The sequence below is a fragment of the Streptomyces sp. DH-12 genome (assembly GCF_002899455.1).
In the GTDB taxonomy this organism is placed as follows: Bacteria; Actinomycetota; Actinomycetes; order Streptomycetales; family Streptomycetaceae; genus Streptomyces.
This window is the reverse complement of sequence record NZ_PPFB01000001.1, coordinates 739,130-760,115: the sequence shown is the minus strand read 5'-3', so window position 1 is coordinate 760,115 and position 20,986 is coordinate 739,130. Positions and strand designations below refer to the sequence as shown.

The window sequence follows — 20,986 nt, the reverse complement described above, 5'->3', positions numbered from 1 at the left end:
ACGACCATGACGTCTTCGAAGCGAAACCGTGCCGAGGCCCTGCCGCAGGACCTCCAGGAAGCACTCCGCCGCCGGCTGGCCGGACGGGCCGCCCCGGGCGCCCCCGGCACCGCCCGGCAGGCCATCCCGCGCGCCGACCGCACCCGCCCGCTGCCGCTGTCCTTCGCCCAGCAGCGCCTGTGGTTCCTGGACCGGCTGCGCCCCGGCGACCCCCGCTACAACAGCGCCGTCGCGCTGCGCCTGACCGGCCCCCTCGACCACACCGCCCTGGCCGCCGCACTGGAGCACGTGGTGGCGCGGCACGACGCGCTGCGCACCACGTTCCAGGAGCACGACGGCACCCCCGCGCAGACCGTGCACCCCGCCGGGCCGCTCCCGCTGCCCGTCCATGACCTCACGGGAGCGGCCGGCGCCGGCCTGGAGGCGGCCCTGCTGGCCGAGTACGAGCGGCCCTTCGACCTGGAGGCCGGACCCCTGTTGCGCGCCCTGCTGCTGCGGGAGGCACCCGACACGCACGTCCTGCTGCTGACGGCCCACCACATCGTCACCGACGGCTGGTCGATGGGCGTCCTGCTCGACGAGCTGTGCACCGCCTACGACGCTCTCGCCCAGGGCGCGAGACCGGCCCTGGCGCCGGTGGCCACGCAGTACCCGGACTTCGCCGTCTGGCAGCGCGAGCAGCTGTCCGGCGCGCGGCTGGAACGCCACCTGGCGTACTGGAAGGAGCGACTGTCCGGGGCGGTCGCCCCCGAACTGCCGCTGGACCGGCCCCGCCGCGGCGAGGAGTCCGGCGCGGGCGCGGTGCACACCTTCACCGTCCCCGCCGCCACCACCGCCCGGCTGAAGCAGCTCGCGGCCGGCCGGCACACCACCCTGTTCACCGCCCTGGTCGCCGCCTGCCAGGCCCTGCTGGCCCGCTGGTCCGGGCAGGACGACATCACCGTCGGCTCGCTCACCCCGGGGCGCGGCCGCACCGACCTGGAACGGGCCGTCGGCTTCTTCGTGAACACCGTCGCGCTGCGCACTCGCGTCGAGACCGGCGCCTCCTTCCGGGACCTGCTCACCGCCGCCGCGGACACCGTCAACGACGCCTTCGCGCACGGCGACACGCCGTTCGAGCGGCTGGTCGAGGCCGTCGGCGCGACCCGCGAGGCCGGCCGCAACCCCCTGTTCGACGTGATGGTCCTGCTGCATCCGGCGCCGCCCACCGCGCCCGACCCGCACGGCCTGGCCGCCTCCCCGGTCGCCGTGCCCCGGCGGGCCGCCACCTTCGACCTGAGCGTGGAGTTCGTACCCGACGGCGACGAGCTGACGGGCCTGCTGGAGTACCGCACCGATCTGTTCGACGCGGCCACCGCCGCACGCATGGCGGACCAGCTGCTGCGCACGCTGGACGGCGCCGCCGCCGACCCCGACCGGCCCCTCGGCGCCCTCCCCCTCCTCTCGTCCGAGCAGGAACGGCAGGTGACCCGGGACTGGAACGCCACCGCGCGCCCGGTCCCCGAGGAGACCCTGCCCGAGCTGTTCGCCCGGCAGGCGGCCCGCACCCCGGACGCCACCGCCCTCGTCGCCGGGGACGTCCGCCTCGACTACGCGACGCTCCACGCGCGCGCCGACCGCCTGGCCCGTCACCTCGTGTCGCGGGGAGCAGGCCCCGAGCGCCTGGTCGCCCTCCGACTCCCGCGCACCGCCGACATGATCGTGGCGATCCTCGCCGTCTGGAAGGCCGGCGCAGGCTACCTGCCCCTGGACCCGGCGCTGCCCGAGGACCGGGTGCGGTTCCTGCTGGACGACGCCCGGCCCGCCCTCGTCCTCGACGAGACCGCGCTGCGGGAGGCGGACGACGCTCAAGACGGCGCCGCCGACGCTCCGTCGGCGCCCCCCCACCCCGACACCACCGCCTACGTCATCTACACCTCCGGCTCCACCGGCCGCCCCAAGGGCGTGACCGTGGCACACCGGTCCGCGGCGAACCTCCTCGCGGGCCACCGCGAGGGCTTCGTCGCCGAGGCGGGCGGCGGGCCGCTGCGGGTGGCGCTCACGGCGTCGTTCTCCTTCGACACCTCCCTGGAGGGCTTGCTGCTGATGGCCGACGGCCACCCGCTGCACCTGGTCGACGAGACGACCCGGCTGGACGCCGCCGCCCTGGTCGAGTACGTCGTCGAGCACCGCATCGACTTCCTCGACCTCACCCCCACCTACCTGCGCCAGCTGCTGCCCGCCGGGCTGCTCACCGACCCCCGTCACCACCCGCGCGTCCTCATGCTCGGCGGCGAGGCCGTCGGACCCGCACTGTGGCGGGAGCTGGCGGCGCGGCGGGACGTCGCCGCGTACAACTTCTACGGACCCACCGAGTGCACCGTCGACGCGCTGGCCTGCCGGATAGCCGGCAGCGGCCGGCCCACCGTGGGCCGGCCGCTGCCCAACGTGCGCGCCTACGTCCTGGACGACCGCCTGCGGCCCGTTCCGCCCGGCGTCGGCGGCGAGCTGTACCTGGCCGGTGTGCAACTGGCCCGCGGTTACAGCGGGCGGCCCGGACTGACGGCCGCCCGGTTCCTGCCCGACCCGTTCGGCCCGCCCGGCACCCGGATGTACCGCACCGGCGACCTGGCCCGCTGGAGCGCCGACGGACGTCTGGACTACCTGGGGCGCGCCGACGACCAGGTCAAGGTGCGCGGCCACCGCATCGAGCCCGGCGAGGTCGAGGCGGCCCTGACCGACCTGCCCGGGGTCGCCGCCGCCGCGGTCGTCGCCGTTACCGACCCGCACGGCCACGCCCGGCTCGCCGCCCACCTCGTCCCCGCCGACCCCGCCGCCCCGCCCGCCCCGGGCGAGGTACGGGCCGCCCTGCGGCGGACGCTGCCCGACCACATGGTGCCGTCCTCCTTCACCGTGCTCGACACCCTGCCGATGACCGTCAGCGGCAAGGTCGACCGGCGCGCCCTGCCCGCGCCCGACCTCGAAGGCGTCGAGGAGCGGGAGTTCGTCGCCCCGCGCACCCCCGAGGAGGAGACCCTCGCCCGCATCTGGGCCGAGGTGCTGGGCGCGCGCCGGGTCGGCGTCACGGACAATTTCTTCGAACTGGGCGGCGACTCCATCCTCAGCATCCAGGCCGTCTCCCGCGCCCGCGCGGCCGGGCTGCACCTGACCTCGCGGGACGTCTTCCGCCACCAGACCGTCGCCGACCTCGCCGCCGCCGCGTCCGTGCGCACCGCGCAGGTGCCCGCGCCCCGGCGTCCCGCCGAGGAGGGCCCGGCGCCGCTGACCCCCGTACAGGAGTGGTTCTTCGCCACCCACGGACCGCTGCGGCACTTCAGCATGTCGATGCTGCTGAACCTGCCGCACGACCTCGACAAGCCTGCGCTGGAGCGCGCCCTGGAGGCGCTGGCCGCCCACCACCCGGCGCTGCGCACCCGGTTCGCCCGCTCGGGCGACACCTGGCGGCAGCACCCCGGCGAGGGCCCGGCCACCGGCCTGCTCACCCACCACGACCTCACCGGCGCCGCCGACCCGGCGGCGCAGCGCGAACGGGCCGCCACGGCCGCCCGCGCCGCCCTCGACCCCGAGACCGGCGCCCTGCTGCGCGCCGCCCTGTTCACGCGCGCCGGTGATCGGCCCCAACTCTTCGTCGCCGCTCATCACTTGGCGGTGGACAGCGTCTCCTGGCGGATCCTGCTCGCCGACCTCGCCGAGGCCTACCGGCAGACCGCCGGGGGAGAGGCGGTCCGGCTGGAGCCCGTCGCCACGCCGTTCACCGACTGGGCCGCGCACCTCGCGCGCCGGGTCCGCGACGGCGACCTCGACGCCGACCTGCCGCACTGGACGGCCGAGGCCGCCGAGCCCCGCACCCCGCTGCCCGTGGACCGCCCCGGCACCGCGCCGGCCGGCTCGGTCCGCACCCTCGGCGCCCGCGTGGACCGCGCCACCACCGAGGCGCTGCTGCGCCGGGTGCCCGCCGTCTACCGCACCCAGGCCAACGACGTGCTGCTCGGTGCGCTGAGCCGGGTCCTCGCCGACTGGACGGGCGCGGAGCGGGTGACCGTCCTGCTGGAGGGCCACGGCCGCGAGGACGACACTCTGGACCTGTCCCGCACGGTGGGCTGGTTCACCGCCCAGTACCCCGTCACCCTCGCGCCCGCCGGGCCGCCCGGGGCACCCGACTGGGGCGCGACCCTCAAGGCGGTGAAGGAGCGGCTGCGGGCCGTGCCCCGGCACGGCCTGAGCTACGAGGCCCTCGCCCGCCTCGGCTCGCCCGATCCGGCCGCCCGCGCCCTGAAGGACGTGCCGCTGCCGCAGATCAGCTTCAACTACCACGGCCAGTGGGAGGCCACCGACGGCGGCGACTTCGCCCCGGCGGGCGAGACGCCCGGCCGCGACATCGCCCCGGACACCCCGCTCGACCACCTGCTGGACGTCTCCGCCGTGGTCACCGACGGCGAACTCCACCTCACCTGGCACTACAGCGACCAGGTCCACGACGAGGCCACCGTCCGAGCCCTCGCCGACGGCATGACCGGCGCGCTCGCCGCGATCACGGAGCACTGCGCCCTGCCCGGCGCGGGCGGCCGCACCCCGTCCGACTTCCCGCTGGCCCGCCTCGGCCAGGACCGCCTGGACCGCCTCGTCGGCGACGGCCGCGACGTGGAGGACGTGCTGCCGCTCACCCCGCTCCAGGAGGGCATGCTCTTCCACCGGCTGGTCGGCGGCCCCGACGACGTCTACGTCGACCAGGCCGCCCTGCTCCTCGACGGCGTCGCCGACCCGCACGCCTTCGCCGTCGCCTGGCAGCGCGTCACCGACCGCACCCCGGCCCTGCGCACCTGCGTCGTCTGGGAGGACGTGCCCGTACCCCTCCAGGTCGTGCGCCGCGACGTCCGGGTGCCGGTCACCCACCTCGACTGGCGCGAGCTGGACGAGGTGGAACGCGCCGAGCGCCTGGGCCGGCTGCGCGCCGACGACCTGGCCCGGGGCATCGACCTCGCCGCGGCGCCGCTGATGCGGCTCACCCTGGTCCGGCTGCCCGACGCCCGGCTGCACCTGCTGTGGACGTCCCACCACATCGTCCTGGACGGCTGGAGCCTCGCCCAGGTGCTGACCGAGGTGTGCGAGGAGTACGCCGCGCTCACCGCGGGCACCGAGGCCCGGCCGCCGCTGCGGCGCCCCTTCGGCGACTACGTGCGCTGGCTCGCCGAACAGGACCCCGACGCCGCCCGCGCCCACTGGCAGAACGTCCTCGCCGGGTTCGCCGAGCCCACCCCGCTGCCCGCCGACCGCCCCCTGCGCGAGGCCCACCGGGCCCGCTCCGCCGCACTGCACACGGCCGGCCTGGACGCGGAGGCGTCGGCCCGCCTCGCGCGCACCGCCCGCGAGGCCGGACTCACCCTCAACACGGTCGTCCAGGGCGCCTGGGCCCTGCTGCTGTCCCGCTACGCCGCCCAGGACGACGTGCTGTTCGGCACCACCGTCTCCGGGCGCCCCGACGACCTGCCCGGCGTCGAGTCGATGGTCGGCATGTTCATCAACACCGTGCCCACCCGCGTCCGCGTCGACCCCGCCCGCCCCGCCGGGGCCTGGCTGCGCGAACTCCAGGACGCCCAGGCCGAGTCGAGACGGTTCGCCGCCGCCTCGCTCGCCGAGCTGACCCAGCTGAGCGACGTGCCGTCCGGCAGCCCGCTCTTCCACAGCATGGTCGCCTTCGAGAACTATCCCTTCGACGAGGCCCGCACCGCCGGGTCCGGGATCCGCCTGGCCGACGTGTCCTCCCGCGACGCCACCAACTACCCCCTCGTCCTGCGCGCCTACCACGGAGAACGCCTCGGCTTCGACCTCGCCTACGACCCGGACCTGTTCGACGCGGCCACCGTCCGCGCCCTCGCCGGCCGGCTCTGCCTGCTCCTGACCGGGCTCGCCGACGGCACCGACCGGCCGCTGCGCGCCCTGGCCTGGACGACGGCCGGGGAACGGCACCGGATCCTCACCGACTGGAACGGCACCGCGTCCGGCCGCCCCGCCGAGACGCTGGTGGACCTGTTCGAGGCGCAGGCCGCCCGCACCCCCGGCGCCGTCGCCGTCACCTGCGGCACCGAGCACCTGGACTACGCGACCCTCGACGCCCGCGCCGGCCGCCTCGCCCACCGGCTCGCCGAACTGGGCGCCGGACCCGAGCGGTTCGTCGCCCTCGCGCTGCCCCGCTCCATCGACCAGGTCGTCGCGGTCCTGGCCGTGCTGAAGACCGGCGCCGCCTACCTGCCGATCGACCCCAACTCGCCCGCCGAACGCATCACCCGCCTCCTCACCGACGCCACGCCCGTCACCCTGGTGACCACCACCGGCACCGCGGCCCGCCTCGACGGCACCGGTGTGCCCGTCGTCCTCCTCGACGCCCCGGACGAGGAGGCCGGCCTCACCCGGCACCCGGCCACCGGCCCCGCCCCGGCCCGCCGCCCCCTGCCGGAGAGCCCCGCCTACGCCATCTACACCTCCGGCTCCACCGGCCGCCCCAAGGGCGTGGTGATCCCGCACGCCAACGTGGTGCGGCTGTTCACCCGGACCCGCCCGTGGTTCGACTTCGGCCCGGACGACGTGTGGACGCTGTTCCACTCCTACGCGTTCGACTTCTCCGTGTGGGAGCTGTGGGGCCCGCTGCTGCACGGCGGCCGGCTCGTCGTCGTGCCCGACGAGACCGCCCGCTCCCCGGAGGACTTCCTGCGGCTCCTGGCCGACGAAGGGGTCACCGTCCTCAACCAGACGCCGTCCGCTTTCTACCCGCTGGTGCGCGCCGACGCCGAACACCCCGGCACCGGCGCCCGTCTCGCCCTGCGCACGGTGATCTTCGGCGGTGAGGCCCTCGACGTCGGCCGGCTCACCGACTGGTGGGCCCGCCACCCGGCCGACACCCCGCGCCTGGTCAACATGTACGGCATCACCGAGACCACCGTGCACGTCACCCACGCCCCGCTCGACCCCGCCACCGCCGCGCGCGGCCCCGCGAGCCCCATCGGCGTCGCGATACCCGACCTCAGGGTGTACGTGCTCGACGCGGACCTGTCCCCTCTGCCGCCGGGCGCGACCGGCGAGCTGTACGTGGCTGGGGAGGGCCTGGCCCGCGGTTACCTGGGCCGCCCCGGCCTGACCGCCACCCGGTTTCTCGCCGACCCGTTCGGCCCGGCCGGCAGCCGTATGTACCGCACCGGCGACCGGGCGAAGTGGCGGCCGGACGGCACCCTGGAGTACCTGGGCCGCGCGGACGCCCAGGTGAAGATCCGCGGGTACCGCATCGAGCCCGGCGAGATCGAGGCCGCCCTGCACACCCACCCCGGGGTCGCCGACGCCGCCGTCGGCGTGTTCGAGGACGCCTCCGGCACCCGCCGCCTCGTGGCGCACGTCGTCGGCACCGGCGACACGACCCCCGTGGCGGCCGAGCTGCGCGCCCATCTGGAACGGCTGCTGCCCGCCCACATGGTGCCCGCCGCCTACGTCCCGATGGACACCCTCCCGCTCACCGTCAACGGCAAGCTCGACCGGCGCGCCCTGCCCGCCCCGACGGCGGACGGCTATGCCGCCGACACCGACCGGACCGCACCGCGCACCCCCGCCGAACGGGCCGTCGCCGCCGCCTGGGCGGACGTCCTCGGCATCGAGGAGGTGCACGCCGGGGACGACTTCTTCGCGCTCGGCGGCGACTCCATCCTCGCCGTCCGCGTCACCGCCCGGCTGCGCGCCGCGTTCGGCCCCGACGTGTCCCCGCGCGTGCTGTTCACCCACAGCACCGTGTCCGCGCTCGCCGCCGAACTCGGCGACCCGGTGGGCGACCCCTCCGCCGCCCCCGTCGACGCGATCACGGCGACCGCCCCCGAGACCCCGGCGCCACTGTCGTACGCCCAGCAACGCCTGTGGTTCCTCGACCGGTTCGAGCCCGGCAGCACCGAGTACACGACGCTGTCCGTGCTGCGCCTGCGCGGCCCGCTCGACGAGCCGGCCCTGCGCGCCGCCCTGGACGGCCTCGTCGCCCGCCACGAATCCCTGCGCACCACCTTCACCGAACAGGACGGACAGCCCCGGCAGGTGGTGCACCCGCCGCATCCGGCCGCCCTGGCCGTGGACGACCTCACCGCCGCCCCCGACTCGCGGGCCGCGCTGGAGGAACTGCTGGACCGTGAGGCCGCCACGCCGTTCGACCTGGCGACCGGGCCGCTGCTGCGCGCCCGCCTCGCCCGCACCGCGGCCGACGAGCACGTGCTGGCCCTCGCCGTCCACCACATCGTCACCGACGGCTGGTCGCTCGGCGTCCTCGGCCGGGACCTCGGCGAGCTCTACGCGGCTGCCCACGAGGGCCGCCGGCCCGAACTCCCGGACCTGCCCGTGCGCTACGCCGACCACGCCGCCTGGCAGCGCGCCCGCACCGACCAGGTCGAGCGGCAACTCGCCCACTGGCGCGAACAGCTGGCCGGCGTACCGCCGCTGGAGCTGCCGACCGACCGGCCGCGTCCCGCCGTCCGTTCCCGCGACGGCGCGCTCGTGACCTTCACGCTGCCCGCCGAGCTGACCGACCGGCTGCGCGAGCGGGGGCGTGAGGCCGACGCCACCCTCTACATGACCCTGCTCGCCGGCTGCACGGTCCTGCTGTCCCGCTGGGCGGACCAGGACGACTTCGCCGTCGGCACCGTCACCGCCGGCCGCGAGCGCCCCGAACTGCACGACGTCGTCGGCATGTTCGTCAACACCCTGGTGCTGCGCAACGAGGTCCGGCCCGGAACGTCGTTCCGCGCTCTGCTCGAACAGGTGCGCGGAACCGTCCTGGACGCCTTCGCCCACCAGGACGTGCCCTTCGAACGGCTGGTGGACGCCCTCCAGCCCGAACGCGACACCAGCCGCACCCCCCTGTTCCAGGTCATGGTCGCCCTGCACAACCTGGGCGCCGAGGCACCCGAGCTGCCCGGCCTGGACGCCGAGCCGCTCCTGCCGCCGGTCCGGCACGCCACCTTCGACCTGGCCTTCGACTTCGTCGAGGGCGACGGCGGCGTCACCGGCCACCTGGAGTACGACACCGGCCTGTTCGACGAGGACACCGTCCGCGGCCTGGCCGCCCGCCTGCGCCTGCTGCTGGAGGCGGCGGTGCGGGAACCGGACCGTGAGGTACGGGCGCTGGAGCTGATGACCGCCGACGAACGGCGGCGGGTGCTGCACGACGGCCAGGGAGCCCACCTGACCGTCCCGGACACCACCTTCCCCGCCCTGTTCGAGGCCCAGGCCGCCCGCACCCCGCACGCCACCGCGCTGGTCGCCCGCGACGCCACCCTCGACTTCGCCGCCCTGAACGACCGCGCGAACCGGCTCGCCCACCACCTGCTGGCCCTGGGCGCCGGACCCGAACGGGTGGTGGCCGTCCGGCTGCCGCGCACCTCCGAGCTGGTCGTCGCGGTGCTCGCCGTCGCCAAGTCCGGCGCCATCCTGCTCCACCTCGACCCCGACCTGCCGGCCGAACGCGCGGCCGGACTCCTTGAGGACGCCGCCCCGCACACGGTGCTCACCGCCGACGCGCTGCGCGCCACCCCGTGGGACCGGCTGCCCGCCCACGACCCCACCGACCGCGACCGCCCGGCCCCGCTGCGCCCGGACCACGCCGCCTACATCATCTACACCTCCGGCTCCACCGGCCTCCCCAAGGGCGTCGTCGTGGCACACCGCCACCTGGTCAACCTCTGCCACGACCACCGCGACGGGCTCGTCGCCCCGCACACCGCCGACGGAGAGCGGCTGCGCGCCGCGCTCAGCGCCTCGTTCTCCTTCGACACCTCCTGGGAGGGCCCGCTGCTGCTCGCCCTCGGCCAGGAGGTCCACCTCATCGACGAGGACGTGCGCCTGGACCCCGAGGCGTTCTGCGCGCAGATCGTCGAACGGAACCTGGACCTGGTCAACGTCACCCCGTCCTTCCTGCGCGAACTCCTCGCCGCGGGCCTGCTCGCCCCCGGCCGCCACCACCCCCGCGTCCTGCTCGTCGGCGGCGAGGCGACCGGCCCCGACACCTGGCGCGACCTGTGCGCCGCCGCCGAACTCGGCGTCACCGCCTACAACATGTACGGCCCTACCGAGTGCACCGTCGACGCCGCCTACGGCCGCGTCACCGACCGCCCCGACCGGCCCGTCATCGGACGGCCCGGCGCCAACCTGCGCGCCTACGTCCTCGACGGCGCCCTGCGCCCGGTGCCGCCCGGCACGCCCGGCGAGCTGTACCTCGCCGGCGCCCAGGTCGCCCGCGGCTACCTGAACCGCCCCGGCCTGACCGCCGCGCGGTTCCTCGCCGACCCGTTCGGCGCGCCGGGGGAGCGGATGTACCGCACCGGCGACCGCGCCCGCCGCGACGCACAGGGAGTGCTGGAGTTCCTGGGCCGCGCCGACGAACAGATCAAGATCCGCGGATTCCGCATCGAACCCGGCGAGATCGAAGCCGCGCTGCTCGCCCACCCGGACGTCGCCGACGCCGTCGTCACGGCACGCGACCACGCCGGCCGCCAGATGCTCGTGGCCCACCTGGTGCCCGCCGGGGACACCGCCCCGGCCGCCGACGAGCTGCGCCTCGCGCTGCGCCGCACCCTGCCGGACCACATGGTGCCCGCGGCGTTCGTGCCGCTGACCCGGATTCCGCGCACCACCAGCGGCAAGACCGACCGCCGCGCCCTGCCTGCTCCGCCCGCCCAACCCGACACCGCGGAAACCTACGTGGCGCCCCGCCCCGGCACCGAGCAGACTCTCGCGACGATCTGGGCGGACGTCCTGCGCGTCGAACGGATCGGCGCGCGCGACAACTTCTTCGCGCTCGGCGGCGACTCGATCCTCAGCATCCAGATCGTCTCCCGGGCCCGCCAGGCCGGTCTCGCGCTGACCACCAAGGACGTCTTCCGCCACCAGACCGTCGCCGAACTCGCCCTGCACGTCACCGAGTCGACGCCGGTCACCACCGACACGACCGCGCCCGCCGAGGCGCCGCTCACCCCCATCCAGCGCTGGTACCTCGACGGCCGCAGCCCTGGCGACCCGCTGCGCTTCACCATGTCGCAGCGCCTCGAACTCGCCCCCGGCACCGACCTGCCCGCCCTGCGCACCGCCGCCGATGCCCTCGTACGGCACCATCCCGCCCTGCGCACCCGCTTCCGCCGCACCGAGGACGGCTGGCGCCAGGAGGTCCTGCCCGGCCTCCCGGACGGCACCGTCACCCTGCACGACGTGACCGGCCTCGACGGCCCCGCTCTGGGATCCGAGGCGGCCCGCCTCGCGGACGAGGCACGCGCCGCACTCGACCCCGCCGAGGGCCGGATGGCGCGCGTCCTCGTCCTCGACCGCGGCCCGGACGCGCCCGGCCAACTGCTATTCGTCATACACCACTTGGTTGTCGACGGCGTCTCCTGGCGGATCCTGCTGGCCGACCTGGAGACCGCCCACCGGCAGGTCGCCGCCGGGCACCCCGTCGAACTGCCCCCGGTCACCACCGCCTACGGGCACTGGGCGGTGCGGCTGGAGGGCCACACCCGCTCCGACGCCCTGGACGGCGACCTCGACCACTGGCTGCGTACCGTCGAGGCCCCCGCCGAGCTGCCCGCCGGCCGTCCCGGTCCCAACACCCACGGCACCGCCGCCACGGTCACCGTGGAACTGGAACCGGAGACCACCGAGGCCCTGCTCCGCCAGGTCCCGGAGGTCTACCGCACCCAGGTCAACGATGTCCTGCTCAGCGCCCTCGGCCGCACCCTGGCCCGCTGGTGCGGGCGTGACAGCGTGCTGGTCGGCGTGGAGGGCCACGGCCGCGAGGACCTCTTCGACGACCTGGACCTGTCCCGGACGGTCGGCTGGTTCACCGCCGAGTTCCCGCTCGCGCTGACCGTCGCCCCCGACGCCGGCTGGCACGACACCCTCCGCTCGGTCAAGGAGCAGCTGCGCGCGGTGCCCCTGCACGGCCTGAGCCACGGCGCGCTGCGCCACCTGCTGCCCGACAGCCCGCTGGCCGGCGCCCCGGCACCGCGGGTCGGCTTCAACTACCACGGCCAGTGGGACGCCGACGCGGGCGGCAGCGGCCTGTACGGCGCCGTCCTGCCCCCGGCCGGGTCCGACACCGACCCCGACGCCCCCCGGCCCTACCTGCTGGACATCACCGGCGTGGTGCAGGACGGCCGGCTCGAACTCGGCTGGACCTACCCGCCGGCCGTCTACGACGAGTCCACCGTCCGGGCGCTCGCCGAGGAGATGTGCGCGGCGCTGCGCGAGATCGCGGCCCACTGCGCCTCCCCGGACGCGGGCGGCCGCACCCCGTCCGACTTCCCGCTGGCCGGGCTCGGCCAGCGGGAGCTGGACCGCCTGGTGGGCGACGGCCGGCACGTCGCCGACGTCCTGCCGCTGACACCGCTGCAGGCCGGCATGCTCTTCCACGGCCTGGTGGACACGTCGGGCGCCTACGCGGACCGCGTGGCCGTCCGCCTGGCCGGGGTGAGCGACGCGCGGCGCTTCGCCGCAGCCTGGCAGCAGGTCGCCGACCGCACCGAGGCCCTGCGCACCAGCGTCCACTGGCAGGGCCTGCCGCACCCCGTGCAGGTCGTGCACCGGCGCGTGGAGCTGCCCGTCACCCACCTGGACTGGCGACACCTCACGCCCGAGGAGCGCGCGGCGGCCACCGAGGACCTGCTGGCCGCCGACCGCGCGGCGGGCATGGACCTGACCACCGCACCGCTCACCCGCATCACCCTGGCCGCACTGCCCGGCGACGAGGTACTGCTGCTGTGGTCCTCCCACCACCTCATCCTGGACGGCTGGAGCACCGGGCAGCTCCTCACCGAGGTGTGCGAGCGCTACGCCGCCCTCACCGGCGGCCGATCGGCCCCCGCACCGGTCCGGCGTCCGTTCGCCGACTTCCTGCGCTGGCTGCACGACCAGGACGAGGCCGCCGCCGCGGCGCACTGGGCCGAGACCCTCGCCGGGTTCCCCGCCCGCACCCCGCTGCCCTACGACCGCACGCCCACCGGGGAGCACCGCGCCCGCGCCGCCGCCCTCACCGGCCGGCGACTGGACGAGCACCTCTCCGCGCGGCTGCGGCAGGACGCCGCCCGCGCCGGGCTCACGGTGAACACCGTCATCGAGGGCGCCTGGGCGCTGCTCCTGGCCCGCCACAGCGGCCGCGACGACGTCGTGTTCGGCACCACCGTCTCCGGGCGCCCGGCCGAACTGCCCGGCGTGGAGTCGATGATCGGCATGTTCATCAACACCGTGCCCACCCGCGTCCGGGTCGAGGGCGGGGGAGCGGCGTCCTGGCTGCGCGCGGTGCAGGAGCACCAGAGCGACACCCGGCGCTTCGACTTCCTCGCCCTGCCTCGCATCCAGGCGCTGAGCGAGGTCCCGGCCGGTGAGGCGCTGTTCGACAGCATGGTGGTGTTCGAGAACTATCCCGTCGACGAATCCGCCACCGCTCGCACGGGCGTACAGGTCGAGGAGGTGCGCGCCGAGGACGCGCCCACCTTCCCGCTGTGCCTGCGCGCCCACCTCGGCGACCGCCTCGGCCTCGACCTCGCCTACGACGACGGCCTGTTCGACACGGACACGGCCGAACGCCTCGCGGACCGCCTCACCGTCGTCCTGCGCGCCCTCGCCGACGCGCTGGAGACCGACGCGGACGTGACCGGCCTGGACGCGCTGACCGAGGACGACCGCGCCCTGCTCGGGCGGTGGAACACCACCGCCCGCCGGACCGAACCGAGCAGCCCCGTCGCCCTGTTCGCCGAGCAGGCCCGCCGCACGCCTGAAGCGCCCGCGCTGCGCGACGGCGACACCGAGCTGACGTACCGCCAGGTGGACGCCTGGTCCGACGCCGTGGCCTCCCGGCTCCTCGCCGGCGGACTGCGCGCCGAGGACCGGGTGGCCCTGCTGATGGACCGCGGTGCCGAACTCGTCGTCGCCCAGCTCGCCGTGCTCAAGGCGGGCGGCGCCTATGTGCCCGTGGACGCCCGCGCCCCCGAGGACCGGCGCCGCACACTGATCGGACGCGCGGGCGCGACCGTCCAGTTGTCGGCCGAGGACGTCACCGCCGCCCGCACTCCCGTGCCGGACGCGCCCGTCGCCGCACCGGCCGACCCCGACCGGCTCGCCTACGTGATGTTCACCTCCGGGTCGACCGGCGAACCGAAGGCCGTCGCCGTACGCCACCGCGACGTGGCCGCCCTCGCCACCGACAGCCGCTTCACCGGCGGTGTGTGCGACCGGGTGCTGCTGCACTCCCCGGTGGCCTTCGACGCCGCCACCTTCGAGGTGTGGGCGCCGCTGCTCACCGGCGGCTGCGTCGTCGTGGCCCCCTCACGGCCGCTGGACGCCGCGCTGTTGCGGCAGTTGGTGCGCGACACGGGTCTGAGCGCGTTGTGGCTGACCGCGGGCCTGTTCCGGCTGCTGGCGCAGGACGCGCCGGACTGCTTCGTCGGACTGCGCCAGGTGTGGACCGGCGGCGACGTCGTGCCGGCCACTGCCGTACGCCGCGTCCTGGCCGCCTGTCCGGGCCTGACCGTCGTGGACGGCTACGGCCCCACCGAGACGACGACGTTCGCCACGTCGTTCGCCCTCACCGACGCGGCCACCGTCCCGGACACCGTGCCCATCGGCCACCCGCTCGACGACATGCGCGTGCACGTCCTCGACGGCCGGTTGCGGCCCGTGCCGCCCGGCTGCCCGGGCGAGCTGTACCTCGCCGGCGAGGGCGTGGCCCGCGGCTACCTGGGCCGCCCCGGTGACACCGCGGCCCGCTTCCTGGCCGACCCGGCCGGCCCGTCCGGCAGCCGCATGTACCGCACCGGCGACCTGGTCCGCCGCCGCCCCGACGGCACCGTCGAGTTCCTCGGCCGCGCCGACGACCAGGTGAAGATCCGCGGCTTCCGCGTCGAGCCGGGTGAGGTCGAGGCCGTCCTCGCGGGACACCCCGGCGTCACCGACGTGACCGTGCTCGCCCGCGAGGACCGGCCCGGCAGCCGCCGCCTGGTCGCCTACGTGGTCGGCCCCGAAGATGTCACCCCCCTGCGGGAGTTCGCTCGGCGCTCCCTGCCGGACTACCTCGTGCCGTCGGCGTTCGTCGTCCTGCCCGCCCTGCCGCTCAGCCGCAACGGCAAGGTGGACAGGGCGGCCCTGCCCGCTCCGGAACCCGCGAGCGGGGCACAGGACACGTCGGCCGAGCCGCGCACCGACGCCGAGCGCCGCACGGTGGAGGTCTTCGCCGACGTCCTGTCCGTGCCGCGCCCCGGCGTGCGGGACGACTTCTTCCAGCTCGGCGGCGACTCCATCCTCAGCATCCGCCTCGCCGTCCGCCTCTCCGAGGCGTTCGGCACCGAACTGTCCCCCCGTGCGGTGTTCACCCACCCGACCCCCGAGGCCCTCGCCGCCCTGCTCACCGAGGAACACCCCGTCGGCACCGCCCCTGCCGCGATCGTCCCGGTCACCCGGGACACGCCCGCCCCGATGTCGTACGCCCAGCAACGCCTCTGGTTCCTGGAGGAGTTCGCGCCGGGCAGCGGCGAGTACGTCACCGCGCTGGCCCTGCGGCTGCGCGGCCGGCTCGAGGTGCCCGCCCTCACCGCGGCCCTGCGCGCCCTGGTCGAGCGGCACGAGGCGCTGCGCACCACCTTCGACGCGGTCGACGGCCACGGCGTGCAGATCGTCCACCCGGCCGGGGACGTGCCGCTGACCCTGCACGACGTGTCGCAGCTCACCGGAGGCGAACGCGACGCCCGGCTCGCGGACCTGCTGGACGCCGAACGCGCCCGCACGTTCGACCTGCGGCGCGGCCCGCTCCTGCACACGGGCCTGATCAGGCTCGCGGACGACGAGCACGTCCTGACGCTGACCCTGCACCACATCGTCACCGACGGCTGGTCCACCGGCGTGCTCACCGGCGACCTCGCCCACTTCTACCGCGCCGAACTCGGCGTGGGAACGGACGCGTTGCCACCACTGCCGGTGCAGTACGCCGACTACGCGCACTGGCAGCGCGGGCGTGGCGCGGACGACCACCTCGGGTACTGGAAGGAGCACCTGACAGGGCTGGAGACGCTGGACCTGCCCACCGACCGGCCCCGTCCGGCGGTGCGCACCCACCACGGCGCCTCCGTACGGCTCTCCCTGCCGCGCGAGACGACCCGCCGCCTCGCCCGGGTGGGCCGCGACCGGCAGGCCACCCTGTTCACCACGCTGGTCGCCGCCGCCCAGGCCTACCTGGCCCGGCTGACCGGCGGTGAGGACATCACCGTCGGCACGGTCACCTCCGGCCGGGACCGCGCCGAGGTCCAGCACCTCGTCGGGTTCTTCGTCAACACGCTCGTGCTGCGCTCCCGCGTCACGCCCGACCGGCCGTTCCCCGAGTTCCTCGACGAGGTCCGCGGCACCGTCCTGGACGCCTTCGCCCACCAGGAGGCGCCGTTCGAGCAGGTCGTGGACGAGGTCCAGCCGGTCCGCGACACCAGCCGCACCCCGCTGTTCCAGGTCATGGTCGTCCTCCAGAACGCCCCGGCCGCCGCCCTCGACCTGCCCGGCTTGGAGGTCACCGACGTCGACAGCGAGCTGCGGCACGCCGCGTTCGACCTCACCCTGGAGTTCGCCGAGACCGGCACCGGTGAACTGCACGGCGTCCTCACCTACAACACCGACCTGTTCGACACGGCTACCGCCGAACGCATGGCCGACCAGCTCGGCACCCTGCTGACCGCCGTCGCCGACGACCCCGACCGGCCCGTGGGCGCCCTGCCCCTCGCCACGGACGAGACGCTCAAGGCCGTGCTCGACCAGGGCCGCGCCACCGCCCGCCCGGTCCCGCCGGCCACCCTGCCCGAGCTGTTCGAACGCCAGGCCGCGCACACCCCCGACGCCCTCGCCCTGGCCGACGCCGACGGCCGGGAGCTGACGTACGCGCACGTCGAACGCGCCGCCAACCGGTTGGCGCACCGCCTCATCGCCCGGGGCGTGGGACCCGAGCGGATCGTGGCCCTGGCCCTGCCCCGCAGCGCGGAGACGGTGGTGGCGCAGCTCGCCGTCACCAAGGCCGGCGGCGCCTTCCTGCCCGTCGACCCGGACTATCCGCAGCAGCGCCGGGAGTTCATGCTCCGCGACGCCGGCGCCCGGCTCGTCCTGGACGACCCGGCCGCCGTGTGGGACGCCGACGGACCGGACACCGCGCCCACGGACGTCGACCGCACCTCTCCGCTGACCGTCGACCACCCGGCGTACGTGATCTACACCTCCGGCTCCACCGGCACCCCGAAGGGCGTCACGGTGACGCACCGCGGCCTCGCCGCCTTCGCCGCGTCAGCCGCCGACCGCTACGACGCGGGCCCTGGCGACCGGGTCCTGCAGTTCGCCTCACCCAGCTTCGACGCCTCGGTGCTGGAGCTGTGCGTGTCGCTGCTCAGCGGCGCCACCCTGCTCACCGGGGAGGAGGGCCCCCTCGTCGGCGAGCGCCTCGCCGAGGTCCTCGCCGGGCGGCGCGTCAGCCACACCCTGATCCCGCCCGCCGCCCTCGCGACGGTCGACCCGGGCACCGCCGACGCCCTGCCGCACCTGCGCACCCTCATCGTCGGCGCCGAGGCCTGCCCCGCCCACCTCGTCGAACGGTGGGCACCCGGCCGACGGATGATCAACTCGTACGGCCCCACCGAGGCCACCGTCGTCGCCACCTGGACCGGCCCGCTCACCCCGGCCGCCGGCGCCCCGCCCATCGGACGCCCGGCCGGCGCCACCCGCGTCCACGTCCTCGACGCCGCCCTGCGCCTCGTCCCGCCCGGCGTCACCGGCGACCTCTACGTCTCCGGACCCGGACTGGCCCGCGGCTACCTCCACCGGCCCGGCCTGACCGCCTCCCGCTTCGTCGCCGACCCGTTCGGCGCCCCCGGGGAGCGCATGTACCGCACCGGCGACCGCGCCCGCTGGGACGCGAGCGGCGACCTGCGCTTCGCCGGACGCGCCGACGCCCAGCTCAAACTGCGCGGCTTCCGCATCGAACCCGGCGAGATCGAGAGCGCGCTGCGCGGCAGCCCGCTGGTGCGCGACGCGGTGGTCACCGTCCGCGCCGGCGGCAGTGATCCGGACGGCCGATCCGACGCACGCCTGGTCGCCCACGTCGTACCTGCCGAGGGCACCTCCGAGGACCTGCCCGTATCCGAACTGCGCGACCACCTCGCCGGACTGCTCCCGGCGCACATGATCCCCTCGGCGTTCGTGCCGCTGGCCCGGCTGCCGCTCACCCCGAACGGCAAGACCGACCGCAACGCGCTGCCCGAACCCGGGCTCGCGCACACCGCCACCGGGCCGCACACCCCGCCGCGCACCGACACCGAACGCCGCATCGCCCGCATCTGGGGCGACGTCCTCGGCGTCGCCGACGTCGGGGCGCACGACAACTTCTTCCACCTCGGCGGCGACTCCGTCCTCAGCATGCAGGTCGTCTCCCGGCTGCGACGCGACGGACTGCACGTGACCACCCGCGACCTGTTCACCCACCAGACCGTCGCCGAACTGGCCGGCGTCGTCACCACCGCCCCCCGGCACACCGGGGAGGAGGCGGTGAGCGGGGACGTGCCGCTCACCCCGATCCAGGAGTGGTTCCTGACCGGACAGCGCGCCAGCCACGCCCACTTCAACCAGTCCCTGCTGGTGGAACTCGCCCCCGGCGTCGACGCGGCCGCCCTGGAAACCGCCCTCAACGCCCTGCTCGACCACCACGACGCCCTGCGCATGCGCTTCACCGCCGGCCAGGACGGCTGGCGCCAGTACAACCCGCCCGCGGACGACACCGACCGCGACGGGCTCCTGACCCGCCACGACCTCGGCGGCCTCACCGCCACCGACGCCGACACGGCGATGGAGAAGGCCGCCGACGACCTGCACACCGGCTTCGACCTCGCACGCGGCCCGCTGCTGCGGGCGGCCCTGTTCACCGGTGCCGCCGACCGGCCCGACTTCCTCCTCCTGGTCGGCCACCACCTGGTCGTGGACGCCGTCTCCTGGCGCATCCTGCGCGACGACCTGGAGGCCGCCTACCGGCAGGCCGTCCAGGGCGGACCTGTCGCGCTGGGGGAGCGCACCACCTCCTTCCGCGACTGGGCCCGTGGCCTCGCCGCACACGTCGCCTCCGGCGCCTTCGACCACGAACTGCCCTACTGGGAACACGCCGTGGACACCGAGCCGCTCCCGTCCGAGACGCCGGACGGCCCCGACACCGGCGCCGTCGACACGCTCACCGTGGAACTGGACGAGGCGGACACCGAGGCGCTGCTGCGCGCCGCGCCAACCGCGTACCGCACCCGCGTCAACGACGTCCTGCTCGCCGCCCTCGCCCTCGCCCTGGCCCGCTGGACCGGCCGCGAGGACGTCCGCCTGGACCTGGAGGGACACGGCCGCGAGGACGTCCTCGACGACGTCGACCTGACCCGCACGGTCGGCTGGTTCACCACCGTCCACCCCGTCGCCCTCCAGGTCCCCGAACCCGCCGACCTGGGCCCCGACCGCGACTGGCGCACCCTGGTGAAGTCCGTACGCCGCCAGCTGCGCGCCGTGCCCGGCAACGGCCTCGGCTTCGGCGCGCTGCGCACCTTCGGCCCGCCCGAGGTGCGCGAACGCCTGGGACGCGCCGCCCACGGACAGGTCGTCTTCAACTACCTCGGACAGTGGGACGCCCGCCCGGAGAACCCCGGTCACGGCCTGATACGCGCCGAACACGGCTCGTTCGGCCGCCACCACGACCCGCGCGACAGCGGCTCCCACCCGCTGGAGATCATCGGCGCCGTCCAGCGCGGGCGGCTGTCCTTCATCTGGCACCACCGGCCCGCCCTGCACGCCACCGCCACCGTGCGCGCTGTCGCCGAGGACTTCGCCCGGGCCTTGCGCCACATCGCCCACCACGCCCACCACGCCCGCCACCGCCGGTGACGCCCCGCCTCGCGGCCCGCGCCCCGCCGCCGCAGACGGAATCCCGTCCCAGCCCCCTTTCACCGACCGATCACCACCCGATCACCACCCGATCACCGACCGAGAGAGCGAGACAGCCGGACATGGACGAGAACACCCGCTACCAGGTGCTGCGCAACGACGAGGAGCAGTACTCGCTGTGGCCCGTCGACATCGAGGTGCCCGCCGGCTGGCAGCCCGTCGGCAAGGAGGGCACGGAGGCGGAGTGCTCCGCCTACGTCGACGAGGTCTGGACCGACATGCGTCCCCGCAGCCTGCGGGAGCGCATGGAGAACGCCGAAGCCTGACGCACTCGCGCGGAGGCACGAGAGACCGGGCCGGGGTGCGTCCCGCTGCCGCCTGCCCCGGCCCGGTTCCGCCGTCCTCCCCGCATGTCCCGAGGAGCCTGATGACCACACCGGTCCTGCACACCGAACGACTCACGTTCCGCCCCTACCGCCCCGAGGACGAGGACGCCTTCGTGGAGCTGCTGCGCGACGAGGAGGTCTGCCGCTGGATGGGCCAGGAACGCGTGCCCGAGGCGGACATCCGCACGCTGTTCCGCACCATCCTCACCGACATCTACCCGCAACGCCTGTTCGACGTATGGGGGGTGTGGCAGGGGGAGACCTTCGTCGGACACGCGGAGGTGAAGAAGACAGGCAATGTCGACGGACACGAGCTGATCGCTGCCCTCGCGCCCCCGTACTGGGGCCGGGGCCTGGGCACTGAAGTGGTCCGCGGCCTGCTGCGCCACGCCGCCGACGACCTGGGCCTGAAGGAGGCCTACGGCATGGTCGGCGCGGACAACACCCCCAGCCTGGCCATGTGCCGCCGCCTGGGCTTCCGGCACGTACGGGACGTGACCGGCGACGACGGCACCGTCACGAAGCTGCTGGTGATCTCGACGACGGACGCGTACGCCCAAGACGGTCAGACGTCCGAAAGGCACCTCGAGGTGCCGTCGCACGGTTCAGATCAGCACCCGGAATGAGAACCTGCCGCCGCGCCGACGGTCCGGGCCGCTTCGCTT

General features: G+C 75.4%; 3 protein-coding genes. All 3 read left to right on the top strand.

The genetic code is table 11. The features are described 5' to 3' along the window. Window positions 1-6 precede the first annotated feature (6 nt). The 3 genes from C1708_RS02525 (at window position 7) to C1708_RS02515 (ending at window position 20,947) form a co-directional block, all read left to right on the top strand. Window positions 7-19,935, top strand: a complete 19,929-nt coding sequence (locus C1708_RS02525) for a non-ribosomal peptide synthetase (RefSeq protein WP_106411084.1) — start codon at window positions 7-9, stop codon at window positions 19,933-19,935. 122 nt (window positions 19,936-20,057) lie between these two features. Beyond that, window positions 20,058-20,261: an MbtH family protein gene (locus tag C1708_RS02520; RefSeq protein WP_043505857.1), complete on the top strand. Its 204-nt coding sequence runs from the start codon at window positions 20,058-20,060 to the stop codon at window positions 20,259-20,261. Window positions 20,262-20,362: 101 nt separating this feature from the next. After that, complete coding sequence (locus C1708_RS02515) at window positions 20,363-20,947, top strand: GNAT family N-acetyltransferase (RefSeq protein WP_106411083.1); 585 nt, start codon at window positions 20,363-20,365, stop codon at window positions 20,945-20,947. Window positions 20,948-20,986 lie beyond the last annotated feature (39 nt).